General features: G+C 56.0%; 13 protein-coding genes. 7 read left to right on the forward strand and 6 right to left on the reverse strand.

The features are described 5' to 3' along the window. Positions 1-8: 8 nt before the first annotated feature. On the reverse strand, positions 9-761 hold the full coding sequence (locus CPH17_RS14470; protein ID WP_074394955.1) for a 5-oxoprolinase subunit PxpA: 753 nt from the start codon (positions 759-761) through the stop codon (positions 9-11). Between the two features lie 278 nt (positions 762-1039). Between CPH17_RS14470 and CPH17_RS14475 the strand changes: the two genes are divergently transcribed. The 3 genes from CPH17_RS14475 to CPH17_RS14485 all read left to right on the forward strand — a co-directional run bounded on the left by CPH17_RS14475 (position 1040) and on the right by CPH17_RS14485 (position 3979). Continuing rightward, entirely contained in the window at positions 1040-2023 is a 984-nt protein-coding gene (locus CPH17_RS14475; RefSeq protein ID WP_096300069.1) for a TRAP transporter substrate-binding protein, read from the forward strand. Positions 2024-2086: 63 nt separating this feature from the next. After that, the gene (locus CPH17_RS14480; RefSeq protein ID WP_074394956.1) at positions 2087-2650 is read left to right on the forward strand and encodes a TRAP transporter small permease; all 564 of its coding nucleotides are present in this window, start codon (positions 2087-2089) and stop codon (positions 2648-2650) included. Between the two features lie 24 nt (positions 2651-2674). Continuing rightward, positions 2675-3979 carry a TRAP transporter large permease gene (locus CPH17_RS14485; protein WP_074394957.1) on the forward strand — a complete coding sequence of 435 codons (1305 nt, stop codon included), beginning with the start codon at positions 2675-2677 and terminating at the stop codon, positions 3977-3979. A 14-nt stretch (positions 3980-3993) separates the two neighbouring features. Here the strand turns inward: CPH17_RS14485 and CPH17_RS14490 are convergent, their stop codons facing one another. Beyond that, a complete protein-coding gene (locus CPH17_RS14490) occupies positions 3994-5526 on the reverse strand; it encodes a sensor domain-containing diguanylate cyclase (RefSeq protein WP_074394958.1) in 1533 nt (510 codons plus the stop codon). A gap of 180 nt (positions 5527-5706) precedes the next feature. On the opposite strand from CPH17_RS14490, the gene CPH17_RS14495 reads away from it, so the two are divergent. After that, entirely contained in the window at positions 5707-8385 is a 2679-nt protein-coding gene (locus tag CPH17_RS14495; RefSeq protein ID WP_096300071.1) for an EAL domain-containing protein, read from the forward strand. On the opposite strand, the gene CPH17_RS14500 is transcribed toward CPH17_RS14495, so the two are convergent. From CPH17_RS14500 to CPH17_RS14515, 4 genes are all read right to left on the reverse strand, one after another. Then, positions 8382-9128 carry a sulfite exporter TauE/SafE family protein gene (locus CPH17_RS14500; protein ID WP_074394960.1) on the reverse strand — a complete coding sequence of 249 codons (747 nt, stop codon included), beginning with the start codon at positions 9126-9128 and terminating at the stop codon, positions 8382-8384. The genes CPH17_RS14495 and CPH17_RS14500 overlap by 4 nt on opposite strands. A 100-nt stretch (positions 9129-9228) precedes the next feature. Beyond that, entirely contained in the window at positions 9229-10032 is an 804-nt protein-coding gene (iolB, locus tag CPH17_RS14505) for a 5-deoxy-glucuronate isomerase (protein WP_074394961.1), read from the reverse strand. A gap of 11 nt (positions 10033-10043) precedes the next feature. Continuing rightward, on the reverse strand, positions 10044-11051 hold the full coding sequence (gene iolG / locus CPH17_RS14510) for an inositol 2-dehydrogenase (protein ID WP_074394962.1): 1008 nt from the start codon (positions 11049-11051) through the stop codon (positions 10044-10046). Positions 11052-11083: 32 nt separating this feature from the next. Next, positions 11084-11941: a MurR/RpiR family transcriptional regulator gene (locus CPH17_RS14515; RefSeq protein WP_074394963.1), complete on the reverse strand. Its 858-nt coding sequence runs from the start codon at positions 11939-11941 to the stop codon at positions 11084-11086. Between the two features lie 208 nt (positions 11942-12149). Between CPH17_RS14515 and CPH17_RS14520 the strand changes: the two genes are divergently transcribed. From CPH17_RS14520 to CPH17_RS14530, 3 genes are read left to right on the forward strand one after another with little or no spacing between them, the layout of a single operon-like run. Next, the gene (locus CPH17_RS14520; protein WP_074394964.1) at positions 12150-13079 is read left to right on the forward strand and encodes a sugar ABC transporter substrate-binding protein; all 930 of its coding nucleotides are present in this window, start codon (positions 12150-12152) and stop codon (positions 13077-13079) included. Between the two features lie 49 nt (positions 13080-13128). Then, positions 13129-14265 (forward strand): ABC transporter permease, encoded by a 1137-nt coding sequence (locus tag CPH17_RS14525; protein ID WP_074394965.1) that lies wholly within the window; start codon positions 13129-13131, stop codon positions 14263-14265. A gap of 1 nt (position 14266) precedes the next feature. Beyond that, positions 14267-15163: an ATP-binding cassette domain-containing protein gene (locus tag CPH17_RS14530; protein WP_074394966.1), complete on the forward strand. Its 897-nt coding sequence runs from the start codon at positions 14267-14269 to the stop codon at positions 15161-15163. Positions 15164-15191: the final 28 nt, after the last annotated feature.

The following is a 15191-nucleotide window of genomic DNA, read 5'->3' on the forward strand; positions in this document are numbered from 1 at the left end:
ACGTCGTTTCACGCCGACTCCAGGTCGTTGAACGCCTCGCGAATGGCGCGCACTGCGGCCACCGATTCAGGGTTGTCGCCGTGCACGCAGAGCGTGTCGCAGGGCAAGGCTAGCGAGGTGCTGTCGCGGGCGGTGAGCGGCTCGCCCTTGGCCAGCATGACGGCCTGGTCAACGATGGTGGTCTGGTCGTGGTGGACGGCGTCGGGAAGCCGCCGCGAGGCCAGGTGGCCGTTGGCTTCGTAGGAGCGGTCGGCAAAGGTTTCAAACCAGATGGTGAGGCCCAGCTTGTCGGCCAGTTCGCGATGCGGTTCAGGGTTGGCGGTGGCCATCACCATCAGCGGCAGACGGGCGTCGAAGGCGCGCACCGCGCGCATCACCCCTTCGAGCAGCGCCGGGTTGGCGGCCATATCGTTGTACATGGCACCGTGGGGTTTGACATAGCTGAGCTGGGTGCCCTCCGCCTGGCAGATACCCGCCAGGGCGCCCATTTGATAGAGCACCATATCCTCGACTTCGCCGGGCGAACAGGCCATGGAGCGGCGGCCGAATCCCATCAAATCCGGGTAGCCCGGGTGCGCGCCGATACGCACCTTGTGCTTGGCCGCCAGCCTGACCGTTCGGCGCATGACGTGCGGGTCGGAGGCATGGTAGCCGCAGGCGATGTTGGCGCAATCGACATGGGGCATGACCTCGTCGTCCAGGCCGATCGACCAGTTGCCAAAACTCTCGCCCATATCGCAGTTGAGTAGCGGAAGGGTCATGGGGCCTCCTGTTGTTATTCACGCGCCTGTCGAGCGACGAATTAGCGCGTCATCGAATCTCTATTCACTATATGGACGGGGTGCCGTCCCTGCCAGGCGTTTTGGGCGTCGCCAAGGGTATCGTGCTGTTATGCCGTGGAAAAAGGGTTGACGCACAAGCACTGTAAGATTATCAACGACACTACGCTATAGCTTAAAGGTGATGAAAAAGCACCGCCTACGTCAAGCTCGCAATAACATGACGCAACATCACAATATCGATAAGAGGGCTTTTGATTATGCGTACGTCCATTGCAACACCACTTATTTTAGCCACAGCGTGCAGCCTCGCCGCGTCTGCCCAGGCCGCCGAATGGACAATGGCAACGCCTTATGGCGACGCCAGTTTCCATACTAAAAACACCAAACAATTTGCCGAAGATGTCGCCGAGGCAACCGATGATGAGTTGACCATCAACGTGCAAAGCGGGGGCTCCCTTGTGTCCCACGGTGAGATCAAGCCATCGGTGCGCCGCGGTACCATCGATGCGGGGGAAGTGTTTCTCTCGGTACTCTCCAATGACGACCCGATTTTTGAGGTCGATACCCTGCCTGGCGTTGCAGGTGGCTACGATGAGGCTTACGCGCTTTGGGAAGCGACCAAACCAATGATTACCGAGCTATTCGAGGAAGAAGGTTTGATTCCGCTTTACGCGGTTGCCTGGCCTGCCCAGGGCATATACACCGACGAGGAATTGAGCGATCCGGAGCAGTTCGACGGTTTGCGCGTGCGTGCGCCCAACATCAATACCCAACGGTTTATCGAAAACCTGGGTGGCAGCCCTACCGAAACGGAAGAGTCGGACATTCCTACGGCGTTTAGCACTGGCCGTGTAGATGCCATGATTACCTCAAGCTCCACGGGCAACTCAATGTCGGCCTGGGACTATGTCTCGCATTACACCGATGCCAACCTGTGGCTGCCGAAAAATATCGTGTTTATCAGCCAGCGCAGCTTTGATGCATTGGATGAAGATACCCAGGAAGCGCTGTTAGAGGCGGCTGAGAAAGCTGAAGAACGTGGCTGGGAAATGAGTCGTGAAGACAACGAAGCCAGTCTTGCCAAGCTTGAAGAAGAAGGCATTACCGTTGCTGAGCCCAACGACGCCGTCTCTGAGGCGTTGCAGGAAGCAGGCGATGAGCTGTTCGCTGATTGGGAATCGCGCGCCGATGACCAAGCCAAGGAAGCGCTTGAGTCTTACCGTGACCAGCTCGACGATTGAGGCACCCATCAAGCGGTGCAGGGGGCTACCCTTGCACCGCTTTGCGCGTAAGAGGCCGAAGCCATGACATTCAAATTCGATAAGCTCTATCGGCTGGGCGCTTGGGGGGCTGCGCTTTGCATGATAGCGATTTGCGCGCTGATAGCGTTTCAGGTGTTTTTTCGCATGGTCGATGCACTGTTAGTGATGGCGGGTATCGCACGGCTAAACATTAGCATTACTGGCGTCTCTGAAATGGCGTCTTACCTGCTGGTGGGCGCTACCTTCTTGGGGTTGGCGTATACCTTCGTTCACCATGCGCATATACGCATGACACTGCTGATTTCACGTTTGCCCTCGGTGTTACGGGTGTGGTTCGAGGTATTTGGCTTGATCGTTGCCATTACGCTAAGCCTATTGCTTTGCTACGGACTGATTGCGTTGGCCCGCGAGAGCCTGGCGTATAACGATGTCTCCTCTGGTTTTATGTCGATTCCATTGTGGATCCCGCAAACCGTGCTAGCCACCAGCGTTGCCTTGCTGTGTCTGGCGTTGATTGAGGCGCTGCTGATGGCGTTGCGCATTGCGGCCCAGGATCCTTCGCGTTTTCGCGAGGTAATGGCCCGCGATGAACGCGACGAACCCTGATCCTCATTTTGTTGGAGACACCTCGTGCTATTACTTAGCGTAGTCACCGTTTTAACCCTGCTTGTGCTGTTGGGCAGCGGCGTGTGGATCGCCTTTGCGCTGATTGGCACCGCCTGGATGGCGCTGGCCATGTTCAGCACTTTTGACCCAGGCTCCGTGTTGGCATCGGATTTTTGGGGGGCCAGCTATGGCTGGGACTTAACCGCGTTGCCAATGTTTATCTGGATGGGGGAGATACTGTTCCGCTCGGGGCTTGCCGATAACATGTTTCGTGGGCTTTCGCCCTGGCTAAACCGTTTCCCCGGACGTTTGCTACACACCAATATTATCGGCAGCGGTATGTTCGCAGCGGTTTGCGGTTCGTCGGCGGCCACCTGTGCCACCGTAGGCAAGATGACCCTGCCGGAGCTTGAGCGGCGCGGCTACGACAGCAACATGGCGATTGGCACCCTGGCGAGCGCCTCGACGCTTGGGCTGCTGATTCCGCCGTCTATCGTGCTCATCGTCTACGGCGTGGTGACCGAGCAATCTATCTCACGACTTTTCATGGCGGGGATTGGCCCGGGTATCATGATCCTGGCGCTGTTCATGGGGTATCTGGTGCTGTGGTCACTGCTCAAGGGAAATCGCGAGGGACTCACCGGCGAAGACGAATCGAGCATGAGCTTTGCCGAAAAGCTGCGTAACACCTGGTCGTTGATACCCATCCTGCTGTTGATAGGTGGGATTATCGTATCGATTTACGGCGGGCTGGCGTCGCCCACCGAGGCGGCGGCAGTCGGCGTGGTGTTGTCGATGCTGATCGCTCGCTGGAACGGACATTTCAACCGCGATATCTTTCAAGACTCACTTTTTGCGGCGGTACGCACGGCGTGTATGATCGCCTTCATCATTGCCGGGGCGTCGTTTCTTACCTCGGCCATGGGCTTTACCCAGGTGCCGATGAAACTGGCGCAAGCGATTGGCGAAATGGGGCTTTCACCTACCATGCTGCTGGTGGCGTTAACCTTGCTGCTGCTGGTGATGGGCTGCTTTTTGGACGGCATTTCACTGATTTTGCTAGTGACGGCGATCATAATGCCGCTGGTGGAAACCGCCGGTTTTGACCTGATCTGGTTTGGCATTTACTTGGTGATCGTGGTCGAAATGTCGCAGATTACTCCGCCCGTGGGTTTCAATCTGTTTGTGATACAGGGCCTCACCGGCAAGGATATTTTGACCATCACCAAAGCCACGCTGCCGTTCTTTCTGCTAATGCTGGTGGCGATTGCCTTGATGCACGCTTTTCCAAACATTGCGCTTTACCTTCCCTACGCAATGAATCGGTAAGCTGGGCGTCTTGCTTACTGATGTCCGTAAATGGAAATGCCGCTGCGCCCGGTGTGCTTGATGAAGTACATGCTTTGGTCGGCGGCATCGATAAGTTCTCGGCCGGTTTCAAAACCGCCGTCGCTCAGGCAGGCAATGCCAATCGACACAGACACGAAAAGCGGCGTGCCCTCGATTGTTTCCATCGGTGTTTCTTTCAGGCGCTTGGCAATGCGCTTGGCGAAGCGGTACGCCCCTTTGGCGAACTCATCGGGAAGAATAATCAAAAACTCTTCGCCGCCGTAGCGGCCGGCTAAATCGCCTTCGCGGACCAGCGAGCCCAACACTTGGCCAAAGCGCTCCAATACGCGGTCGCCGGTTTGATGACCAAAGCGGTCGTTGAGTTTTTTGAAGTGGTCGAGATCGATAAAGACCACCGACATGGTGCGGTCTTGCTCCCGACAAAGCTCAAAACGCCGATTTAACTGCTCCTCCAGCCAAGCCCGGTTGGCAAGCCCGGTGAGCGTATCACGCCGGCTACGCTCCTCCAGTTCGGTTTGGCGCTGGCGCAGGCACTCCAGTTCTTCCTGCTGGGCGTCTAAACGCGCATTGAGTGCAAGTGTTTGTTGGAAGAGCAACTGCTGCGCTTGAATAATCAACGCTTCGTTGTCGTGCGCTGACGGCATCGTGAGCTCGAACAGGTCTGCCAGTGTTGGCAGCTGACGTTGTACGTTGTTCAATAAATCTTTCAGCGAGATATTGGGTGTGGTGCCCAAAGACTTAAGTTGCCGTATGAGCGTAACAAGGGCCTGGCTTGGATTATCCGATAGCCAGGCATCGGCGATCGGGCCCGAGAGGCGTAAGCAGAGCAGGTATGTATCCGTTTGCGCGGTAATCTCATGGTGACTGTCACTGATCGCTTGGGCCAGTGAAACAGGTACGCCCCATTTAGCCGCGAGCCAGCCCCCTACGGAGGGGTGGTCACAGCCAAAACGTGTGCGCTCGCCTTGGCTGATCTGCGCGTGAGAACGGGGGATGCTATCGTACAGTTCATGAGCATCCTTGGGGTAAACCGCTAATAACGCCAGCATGCCGATGTCTTGGAGTAGCGCGGCGGTAAATACAAAGCTTGCGCGGTCGGGACACAGCTGCTCGGCGAGATAGCGTGCCGCAATGGCGGAGACGATGGAGCGCCCCCAAATACGCTGAATGTGATCATCTGCACGTCGGTCGCGCCAAAGGCTAAAACTCATCACCGCGGCGAGTGTGGCGTCCAGGCCCAGCCGAGACGTCGCCTCAAGACACGAATGCGCTTCTGTATGGTGACGCGCATAAAACGCACTATTGGCAAGAGAAATCAGCCGCAGCGTCAACGCCGGGTCTTGCTCAATGGCATGGCCGTAATCGTTCAAGGTGGCATCGGGGCATCCGGCGACTTCTAATACGCGAATCGCAACCGTCGGTAGTGTTGGCAGCTTAGTGCATTGCGTCAAGTCACTCTGCAAAAAATCAGGCAGGGCGGGTGTAGCCAGCTGCTCTGTGTTATCACTAATGATAATGCCCGTCATATTGGCTCCTCTTATGTTACTAGCTTAGAGCCCCGGCTATTATTTTTCACCTTATATTGTTAGAAGGTTGGCTAATACCTTGGACGGATACAGCGATTCTCAAGTAATCGTTTAGTAGGAGTGCTTCACCGTCAAGGCACTTCAAGATAAGCTGAGTTAAACAGGGCAGTGAGTAACGCAATGCACACGGGGATCGAAGCGGCGGATATCTTTCGGCAGTTGGCTGAAGGCATGGGGCAGACGGGCACGCCCCAGTTTTATCCAACGCTGGTGGAGCGGCTGTCCAATCTGCTGGGCGTTGACCATGTATTTGTCGCCAGCGTCAGCGAAGAGAACTGTGCGCAAACGTTGGCGGTTTGGTCAAATGGCCGTCATCTACCCAATATTACCTATTCTCTGGCCGGCACTCCCTGCGAGAGCGTGGTGGGGCACGCGCCTTGTCTTTACTCTTGCGGCGTGCAACGCCGCTTTCCACACGACCATTTACTTGAAGAGCTTGGGGCCGAGAGCTATATGGGCATGCCGTTATTCGCCAGCGACGGCACGCCCATTGGCTTACTGGCGCTGCTTAAAAATTCGCCCATGTCACTGGATGGCCTAGCCAGCGAAGTGCTGAGTATCGTGGCGGCTCAAGCCGGTGCGGAGCTGGGGCGTCAGCAGGCGGAGGCGGCGCTTAAGAACAGCGAGGCAGCGGCTCTGGAAAGCGAGCGGCGTTTGGATACGCTCCTCAATCATCTTCCGGGCATGGCGTATCGCTGTCGAAACGATGACGACTGGACGATGGAGTTGGTCAGTCAGGGTGCTTATTCACTCACCGGTTACCACCCACATGAACTGGTAGGCAACCAGCTCATCAGCTTCGCCGAACTGACACATGCCCAGGATGCATCGCGAGTGTTTCATGAGGTGCAGAAGGCCATTGATGATAAACGCCCTTACCAAGTGATTTATCGACTTCATCATCGCGATGGCCGTTTACGCTGGATGTGGGAGCAAGGCCAAGCGGTGTTTGATGAGGCAGGCGACGTTGCTTGCCTGGAAGGGTTTATCTCCGATGTTACCGATAATCACGAGGCACAGCGCGTTCAACAAGCGGTAATGCAGGTAGCCTCAACGGTTACTTCCCGCGTGGGTGATGATTACTTTCAGCAGTTAATCGGTACCCTGGTGGAGCTGTTGGATGCCGATGGTGGCTTTATTGCGGTGCTCAATCGGCCTTCCCACGAGGCCACCGAGCGTTCCCGTTTGGCGGCCACTGTCAGTACGGTGAGCGTCATCGCTGACGGTGAGCCTCTCAGCAATCAGACCTTTGTGTTGAGTGGGTCGCCCAGCGAACAAGTGGTCAGCGAACGCGAGGCCGTGGCCCACAGTGGTCAATACAAGCCGATTCCGGGAAAAGCGATTCAAGCACAGGCCTGGATAGGCCGCCGCTTGGACAACGCCGATGGCGAAGCAATTGGGGTGATGATGGTGTTCTACCGCGAGCCGCTCAACACCAACGCTTTTGCGACCTCTGTACTGCGCATTTTATCAACCGGGGCCTCGGCTGAGTTGGAACGCCGACGTGACCAGCGCCGCATGTACCAGCTGGCTTATATTGATGGCACTACGGGACTTGCGAACCGTGTGCGCTTTATGGAAGTTCAAGCCAATATGCTGCGCGAGGCCGCCCAAAAGCATCACTCGCTACGCTTGATCCTGCTCGATATTCGCCGCTTTAAAGAAATCAATGATACTCACGGTCATCAGGTGGGTGACCAATTGTTGGCCACCATCGCAGGCCGTTTGCAGCATGCCATTCCAGAAGGCAGCACCTTGGCACGCTTATCCGGTGATGAATTTGCGATACTCGTGACCAACCCTAGCGAAGCGCAATTGACCGCTACGTTGGACGGCCTATGCGACGCGGTAGGTAAAACCATTCGGCTGGAGCACAATGCCTTCAACCTGGAAGTGAGTATCGGTTTTGCTTGCTACCCAACCGATGCTTCGGTGGCCGGTGAGCTATTCAAAGCTGCCAGTATTGCCTTGCATCACGCTAAGCGCGATGGCGGCGTATGCCCCTTTAGCCATGACATGATGCGTCTTCAGCGGCGTCGCCAGAAAATGGCAGAGCGTTTGCATCAAGCCGTGGTTGATAATCGCCTGTCACTTTGTTATCAGCCACAAGTGAATCTCGAGACCGGCCAACTGACCGGTGCTGAGGCGCTGTGCCGATGGTACGAACCTGGTTGGGGCTGGATCAGCCCCGGTGAGTTTATTCCTCTAGCGGAGGAGCGAGGGCTGATTCGGGTGTTAGGCGATTGGGTGCTAGCGGAAGCCTCAAGGCAATTGGGCGTATGGCGGGCTCAGGGAAAGACCTTGCCAGGGCGGCTTTCGATTAACATCGCCGCCCAGCAGTTTGCCGACCCGCAGTTGGCTTCGCATATCGCCGACATCACCCAAGACGTGCCCGCATCGGCATTGGCGTTGGAGCTTACCGAAAGTGACTTTATGCGTGACCCCGACCAAGCGGTCGCGATTACCCAGGCGATGCGTGCAGCGGGATATGCGCTGTATATTGATGACTTTGGCACGGGATATTCATCGCTCTCTTATCTGCGACGTTTCGCACCCGACGCGCTTAAAATCGATATCTCGTTCGTACGCGACATGCTCGACAATCAGCATGATCGCGCTATCGTGCAGACCATTATTGCCATGGCCAAAGCGCTTGAAATGAAAACCTTGGCTGAAGGGGTGGAGCATCAGGAGCAGGCCACACTGCTGGCCGATATGGGTTGCCTTGAAGCGCAGGGGTTTTTATTTGGTCGCCCCCAGCCAGCCGATGAATTTGCCGCCGAGTGGTTAGCTCGCTAGCCGCTTAGTGCCTGCCAAATCAGATTAAAGCCGACCAAAAACATGGCCAGAATCACCAGGCGGTAAAACAGCGCTTCGTTGACGCGGCTTTGTAGCCAAAGGCCGTTGCGTACGCCGATCCAGGCGATGGGTACCAGCACTAGCGAGGCCCAGGCGCTGGTCACGTTAATCTCGCCAAGCCACATGTACGGCGCCAGCTTGATCACGTTGACCACGGCAAAGGTGACGGCGCAGGTGGCGATAAAGGTTTCTTTCGACAGCTTACGCGGCAGCAGGTACACGTTCAGCGGCGGTGCCCCCGCATGGGCCATGAAGCTGGTAAACCCGCAGACGCTCGCCGCAGGCAACGCCCAGCGGGCGGAAATCGGCTTCTTGGCGACGGGTTTCAGCAGCATATAGGTGGCGAATAGCAAGGTGATCACGCCGAGCGTCAGGCGCAAGCCCTGTTCGCTCAGGCTGTCGAACAGCAGCGTCCCTACCGCCACGCCGATAAACAGCCCCGGCACAAAGCGCCATACCTCGGCCACCGCCTGCCTGCCCCACCACGCCTTCACCGCAAACACATCCATTACCAGTAACAGCGGTAATAAAAGGCCCGCCGCCTGCGCCGGGCTGATCGCCAGCGCCATCAACGGCACCGACAGCGTGCCGAAACCACCCGCAAAGCCGCCTTTGGAAACGCCGGTGAGGTAGACCGAAAACACAATCAGTAGCCAGGCGATGAGGGAGTAGTCGGGGAGCATAGGTCTCTCTCGATTTTAGCGGTCAATAAAAAGCCCCGCATTAAGCGGGGCACGACAGCATAGCACTAGATAAATGTTAGCGGGCAAATGGTGTGGCGGTTTAAGACTGCATCAACCACTCGTGGTCGGGGTCATTATGAAACTTCCACACGCGTTTAGGGCCCGCCATCACGTTCAAGTAATAAAGCGAGTAGCCGTGAGCCGCGCCCACTGGGTGGTAGCCTTTGGGCACCAGCACACAGCAGCCGTTTTCGACCGCCATGGTCTCATCAAGGCTGCGGTCATCGGTGTAGACACGCTGAAAGGCAAAACCCTGAGCGGGGTTAATACGGTGGTAGTAGGTTTCTTCCAGCAGCGACTCATGGGGTAAGTTATCCACATCGTGTTTGTGGGGCGGATAACTCGACCAGTTACCCGCGGGTGTGAATACTTCCACCACCAGCAGGCTATCGGCGGGCTCGGTTTCCGGCAAAATATCGTGCACATGGCGGGTGTTGGTGCCCTGGCCACGGGTGCTCTGCTTGATGTTGTCAGGCGCGATCAGCCTGGGGGCGTGATTGCCATGCCCAGGGGCGGCGCACACCGCTAGCTCTAGATCCGTTGTCGCTTCCACCGCGTAGCTAACCCCATTGGGCAGATAAACCGCGTAGGGCGGGATTTGCTCAAAGATATCCATGCGCTCGCCGATATCTTCAAAGCGGTGCTCGCCGCAGGTCACCGTGGCGAGCCCGGTGAGCAGCACCAGACAGACTTCATGGTTATCGCTGCTGGCCTCCAGGCGCTGACCTTTGGCGAGTGTGTGCACCCGGAAGCCAACGTGCGTCCAGCCAGCAGACTTCGGGGTAACGTCGATCACGGTGCCTTGGGCATCTGGGGCGGTGGGGTGAACCAGTAGTGAAGCCATAGGTTGCTCCTTTATTTATCAAGGTCGGCATCAGCCTGAAGCAGGATTTTGCGGCCTCCGCGCATCGAACGTTCTGCTGCGTCGGCGAGGCGCAATGCTTCCAAGCCATCCTGGGCGCCTGCAAGAGGGGCACGCTTTTCGCGCCAAGCATCGACAAAGTCGCCAATCTCTAATCGATAAGCCTCGGCGTAGCGTTCTAAGAAAAACCACTTGGGTTTCTCTTCCACTTGGCCTGCTTCACCAGTGAAGCGTAGACGGGTGTCGCTTTCGTTTTGTGCTTGGAGCATGCCTTGGCTACCAAAGGCTTCGATGCGTTGATCGTAGCCGTAGCAGGCGCGCCGTGAGTTGCTGATTTGGCAGAGCTTGCCACTGGCGGTGGTGAGCGTGACCATGGCGGTATCTATATCCCCCGCTTCGCCAATGGCTGGGTCGATAATGCTACTGCCGACGGCAAAAACACTCTCGATGGGTTCATCAAGTAGCCAGCGCGCCATGTCCAGATCGTGGATCATCATGTCCCGGAACAGGCCGCCGGACTCAGCCACATACTCGGCAGGCGGGGGAGAGGGGTCGCGGCTAATAATTGTCAGCGTTTCAAGTGCGCCAATACGCCCTTCGGTAATCGCTTTTTTCAGTGCTGCAAACTGAGGATCGTGGCGGCGGTTAAAGCCTAGTGCACAGGTCACAGGATGCTCACTGAGTACCTGCAGAGCATCTCGCGTACGCGCTAAATCCAGGGCGATGGGTTTTTCGCACAGTACGGCTTTGCCAGAACGGGCGGCACGTTCCAGATACTCCGCATGAGTAGGCGTGCTGGAGGCAATCAGGACGGCATCAATGGTGTCGTCTGAAAATATCTCATCAACGGAAACCGCATTGCTACCGTACTGTTCGGCCAGAGCTTCCGCGGCGGGCTGGTGAAAATCGGCCACGGCGGCCAGCGTAACGTTCGGGTGTGAGTGAATGGCCTGGGCATGCACCTTGCCGATGCGGCCAGCGCCGATAAGCGCGAGTTTCATAAGCTCTCCTGCGTTGTTGTTAGTGTTGGCGTCTAGGCCTTGCGCTGTTTTTCCTGTCCTTTATCACGTGTTTTGTCCTGCCTCACGCCCAAACCAATCGCTAAGGCTTGTGTTAGGCAAAGCGAAGCGGTCAAACCACGAAAACTCTTTACCTCGGCTTCATTAACCACGAAGACCACATTGGCGAAGCGAGCGAGCGGGCTAAGGTTGGAATCGGTAATTACCACTATAGGTAGCCCGCGCTGTTGGGCGTCTTCACAGGCTTTTTGGCTCTCTTCGGCGTAGGGCGAAAAGCTAATCGTCAAAAGGGCATCATGTTGACTCATGGCACGCAGTTGCTCGCCGTACATGCCTCCCAAGCCGCTGACGAGTAAGGCGGGTTTGTCCACATGGGCCAGGGCATAGGTCATATAGCTCGCCACCACAAAGCTGCGTCTAGCGCCCATCACGTGAATAGCCTGGGCTTTTTCAAAGATATCCAGCGCTTTCTCTAAATTTGCCGGGTCGATACGGCTAGGTAGTTGCTCCAGTACGGCCCGGTTGGCGTCGGCAAACTCCCACAGGAGCTGAGTACTGTCTGGAGTTTCTCCGGTAGCGCTACGGACTGCGCGAATACGTTCGGTGTAGTTGGGTAGCTCGTCCACCAGGCGGCTGCGAAACAGCTGCTGCATTTCAGAAAAACCGTTAAAGCCCAGGCTATTGGCCAAGCGAATCAGGGTGGAGGGCGTGACCTCCGCCTGCTGGGCAATTTTCGCTACGGTGGCCAGCGCAACTTCCTGTGGGTGGTCGAGCATGAAGCGCGCGGTTTGCTGCAGCCGCTTACTTAGCGTGGCGTACTCGGCCGTGATCAGCGTTTCAAGCTCGCTGTAGCTTTGGGGCGGTTGTGGCATAGAAAAATTCCTCGGCGGTTAGGCATCCATCGCGCCGCAAAGTGGCAAGTTGCTCTGCAGTCTAGTTGATTGAAATAAATATTCCATTTATACCAAAGTATAGAATAAATAATTTGCTGGTTTTGGTTTTTAGAATCTATATTCCATAGTGCAAAAGCACTCCACGTCTCACAACAACCAACAAAGACAACGTAAGAGGACATCAACAATGGCACGCTTATCAACATGGTTACTCACTGCCGCCGCCGCTAGTTTCATCAGCACCACCTACGCTGATGAAAGCCGGTTTGTCATGGTGACGCATGGCATTCCTTCGGATCCTTTCTGGTCGGTGGTGAAAAATGGTGCGGAAGATGCCGCTGATTTGGTAGGTGCGCGTCTGGAATATCGCGCGCCTTCCTCTTTTGACATGGCCAAAATGCAGCAGCTTGTCGATGCAGCGATTGCGTCAGACCCCGATGGACTGATTGTGTCGTTTACGGATGAAGACGCACTGGGCGATGTGATACAGGAAGCCTCCGACAGCGGTATTCCCGTGATTACCATTAACTCGGGCGGCGATGTGTCGGGAGACTACGGTGCTCGCTTACATATAGGCCAGAGTGAATACGAAGCCGGCAAGCAAGCCGCAGAACGCATGCAGGAAAAGGGCGTCGAGAAGGGGCTTTGCATCAATCACGAGCAAGGTAATCAGGGACTTGACCAGCGCTGTGATGGGTTCATTGAAGGCTTTGATGGCAATGCTGAGCAGCTCGCCACCAGTCATGACCCGACCGAAATTCGCAACGCTATCATCGCCTACCTAAATGACAACGATGATATTCGCGGTCTGCTCACGCTTGGCTCTTTAGCAGCGGAACCCATGATTCGTGCCATGCGAGAGCAAGGTGCTACCGACATGTTCACGTTAGGCACCTTTGATTTGTCGCCCGGTATTCTAGAAGCGCTGGAGCAAGAGGAACTCGATTTTGCGATCGACCAGCAACAGTACATGCAGGGTTACCTGCCGGTTATGTTCCTCGACCAATACGTCAAAAATGGTTTGCTACCCGCTGGGGATGTGGCGACCGGTCCTGGCTTCGTGACGTCAGATAATGCGGCGCAAGTAATGGAGCTGAGCGAACAAGGTATCCGTTAAGCACCCGACAATGAACAGGCTTGGCTCAGCCAAGCCTGAGGAGCGAATCATGACTGCTACCCCTTCAGCCGATCAAACCCCGCCAGCGCAAACTATAGAAAGCAGCGATGAGCGGATTCAACGTATTCCTATGTGGAAGAAAGCGCTCAGTCGTCCGGAATTAGGTGCGCTTGCCGGCACGGTATTGGTACTGGCCTTTTTTATTGTCGCCTCCCGGGGTACCGGCATGTTTACCCCTTCAGGCGTTCTCAACTTTCTTGAAGTGTCCGCTCAGTTGGGGATTATCGCGACCGCTGCGGCGTTATTGATGATAGGCGGTGAATTCGACCTGTCGATTGGCTCAATGATTGGTTTGGCAGGGATCCTTATTGCCATTCCCGCCGTTGAATACGGCTGGCCACTCTGGTCGGCGATTATGCTTGCCCTCTCGTGCGCCGCCTTGGTTGGCTGGTTCAATGGGTACCTGGTTAACCGCACTGGATTGCCATCTTTTATTGTCACGCTTGGGTTTCTTTTTATCCTTCGTGGCTTGGCAATTGGTATTAGCCGTTTGCTGACAGGCCGCACTCAAGTGGGCGGAATTCAAGACCACGCTGAAGGAGACTGGCTGGCAACCCTCTTTACCGGTGAGGTGGGTAATGGACTTTTTGTGTGGCTCGCTGACCAGGGGCTGATGGCGACAAATTTCGCTGGCAACCCCGTTGTTTCCGGTATTCCTGTCTCCATTGTGTGGTGGCTGGGTTTGACCGCGGTAGCGACATGGGTACTGCTTTGCACGCCCTATGGGAATTGGATTTTTGCCAGCGGCGGTGATGCCAATGCGGCTCGCAACTCCGGTGTGCCCGTGCACCGCGTCAAAATCTCGTTATTCATGTTCACTGCTCTGTGCGCAACGATCTTTGCCTGCCTGCAAGTGATGGATACGGGCTCAGCTGATACCAGCCGTGGTCTGCTTAAAGAGCTGGAGGCAATTATTGCGGTTGTCATCGGTGGGGCTTTGTTGACTGGCGGCTATGGGTCGGCCATTGGGGCCGCGCTGGGGGCATTGATCTTTGGCATGGTGCAAATGGGGATCTTCTACACCGGAGTGAATACCGACTGGTTTGAGGTTTTTTTAGGCGTAATGCTGCTGGTTGCCGTGTTGTTTAACAACTTTATGCGCAAAAAGGCGATGGAGGCCAAATAATATGACATCTCTCACGCCCATGATCGAAATGCGCAATGTCAGTAAGCACTTTGGCAGCGTCATCGCGTTAAGCGATATCTCTATGCAGGTTTATGCAGGCCAGGTGATGTGCCTGCTTGGGGATAACGGTGCGGGTAAGTCGACGCTGATTAAAACGCTGTCTGGCGTCCATCGCCCTACCCACGGTGAGTTGCTACTGGATGGTAAGACCGTTTACTTCAAATCTCCTGCCTACGCCTTGGATGCGGGCATCGCCACGGTCTTCCAAGACCTGGCAATGATTCCCCTGATGTCGATTACCCGTAACTTCTTTATGGGCCGCGAGCCAACGGTGGGCTGGGGGCCGTTCAAGCGTATCAATTGGAAATACGCTGACCAGATTGCCAAAGCGGAAATGGCAAAAATCGGTATTGATGTGCGTGACCCAAGCCAGCCGGTGGGCACACTTTCCGGCGGTGAGCGCCAATGCGTGGCGATTGCCAGAGCCGTTTATTTCGGCGCCAAAGTGTTGATTCTGGATGAGCCAACGTCAGCACTTGGGGTCAAGCAAGCCTCCGTGGTCTTACGCTATATCGCCAAAGCGCGTGCCGATGGTCTGGCGGTGATCTTTATTACCCACAATGTTCACCATGCCTTCCCGGTGGCTGATGCGTTCACCCTGCTGTCGCGCGGCGGCAGCTTGGGCTCATTCAGCAAAGAAGACGTCTCACGCGAGGAAATACTTAACATGATGGCCGGAGGCGCAGAGCTGGAGAGCCTGGATGCCGAGCTCGCAGAGTTTCAACGCAGTGATCGCGAGAAAAAAGCCAATAGCGCTGCTGCCGATCAACCCACGCCAAAGACCGCTGGCGGGATTGTCGATGAGCCTGCCGAAAAACGTTTAGCAGGCGGATATTAAGTATAAGAAAGTGACGTGGGGAGAATTT

It is taken from the genome of Halomonas sp. hl-4, from assembly GCF_900215475.1.
GTDB lineage: Bacteria > Pseudomonadota > Gammaproteobacteria > Pseudomonadales > Halomonadaceae > Vreelandella.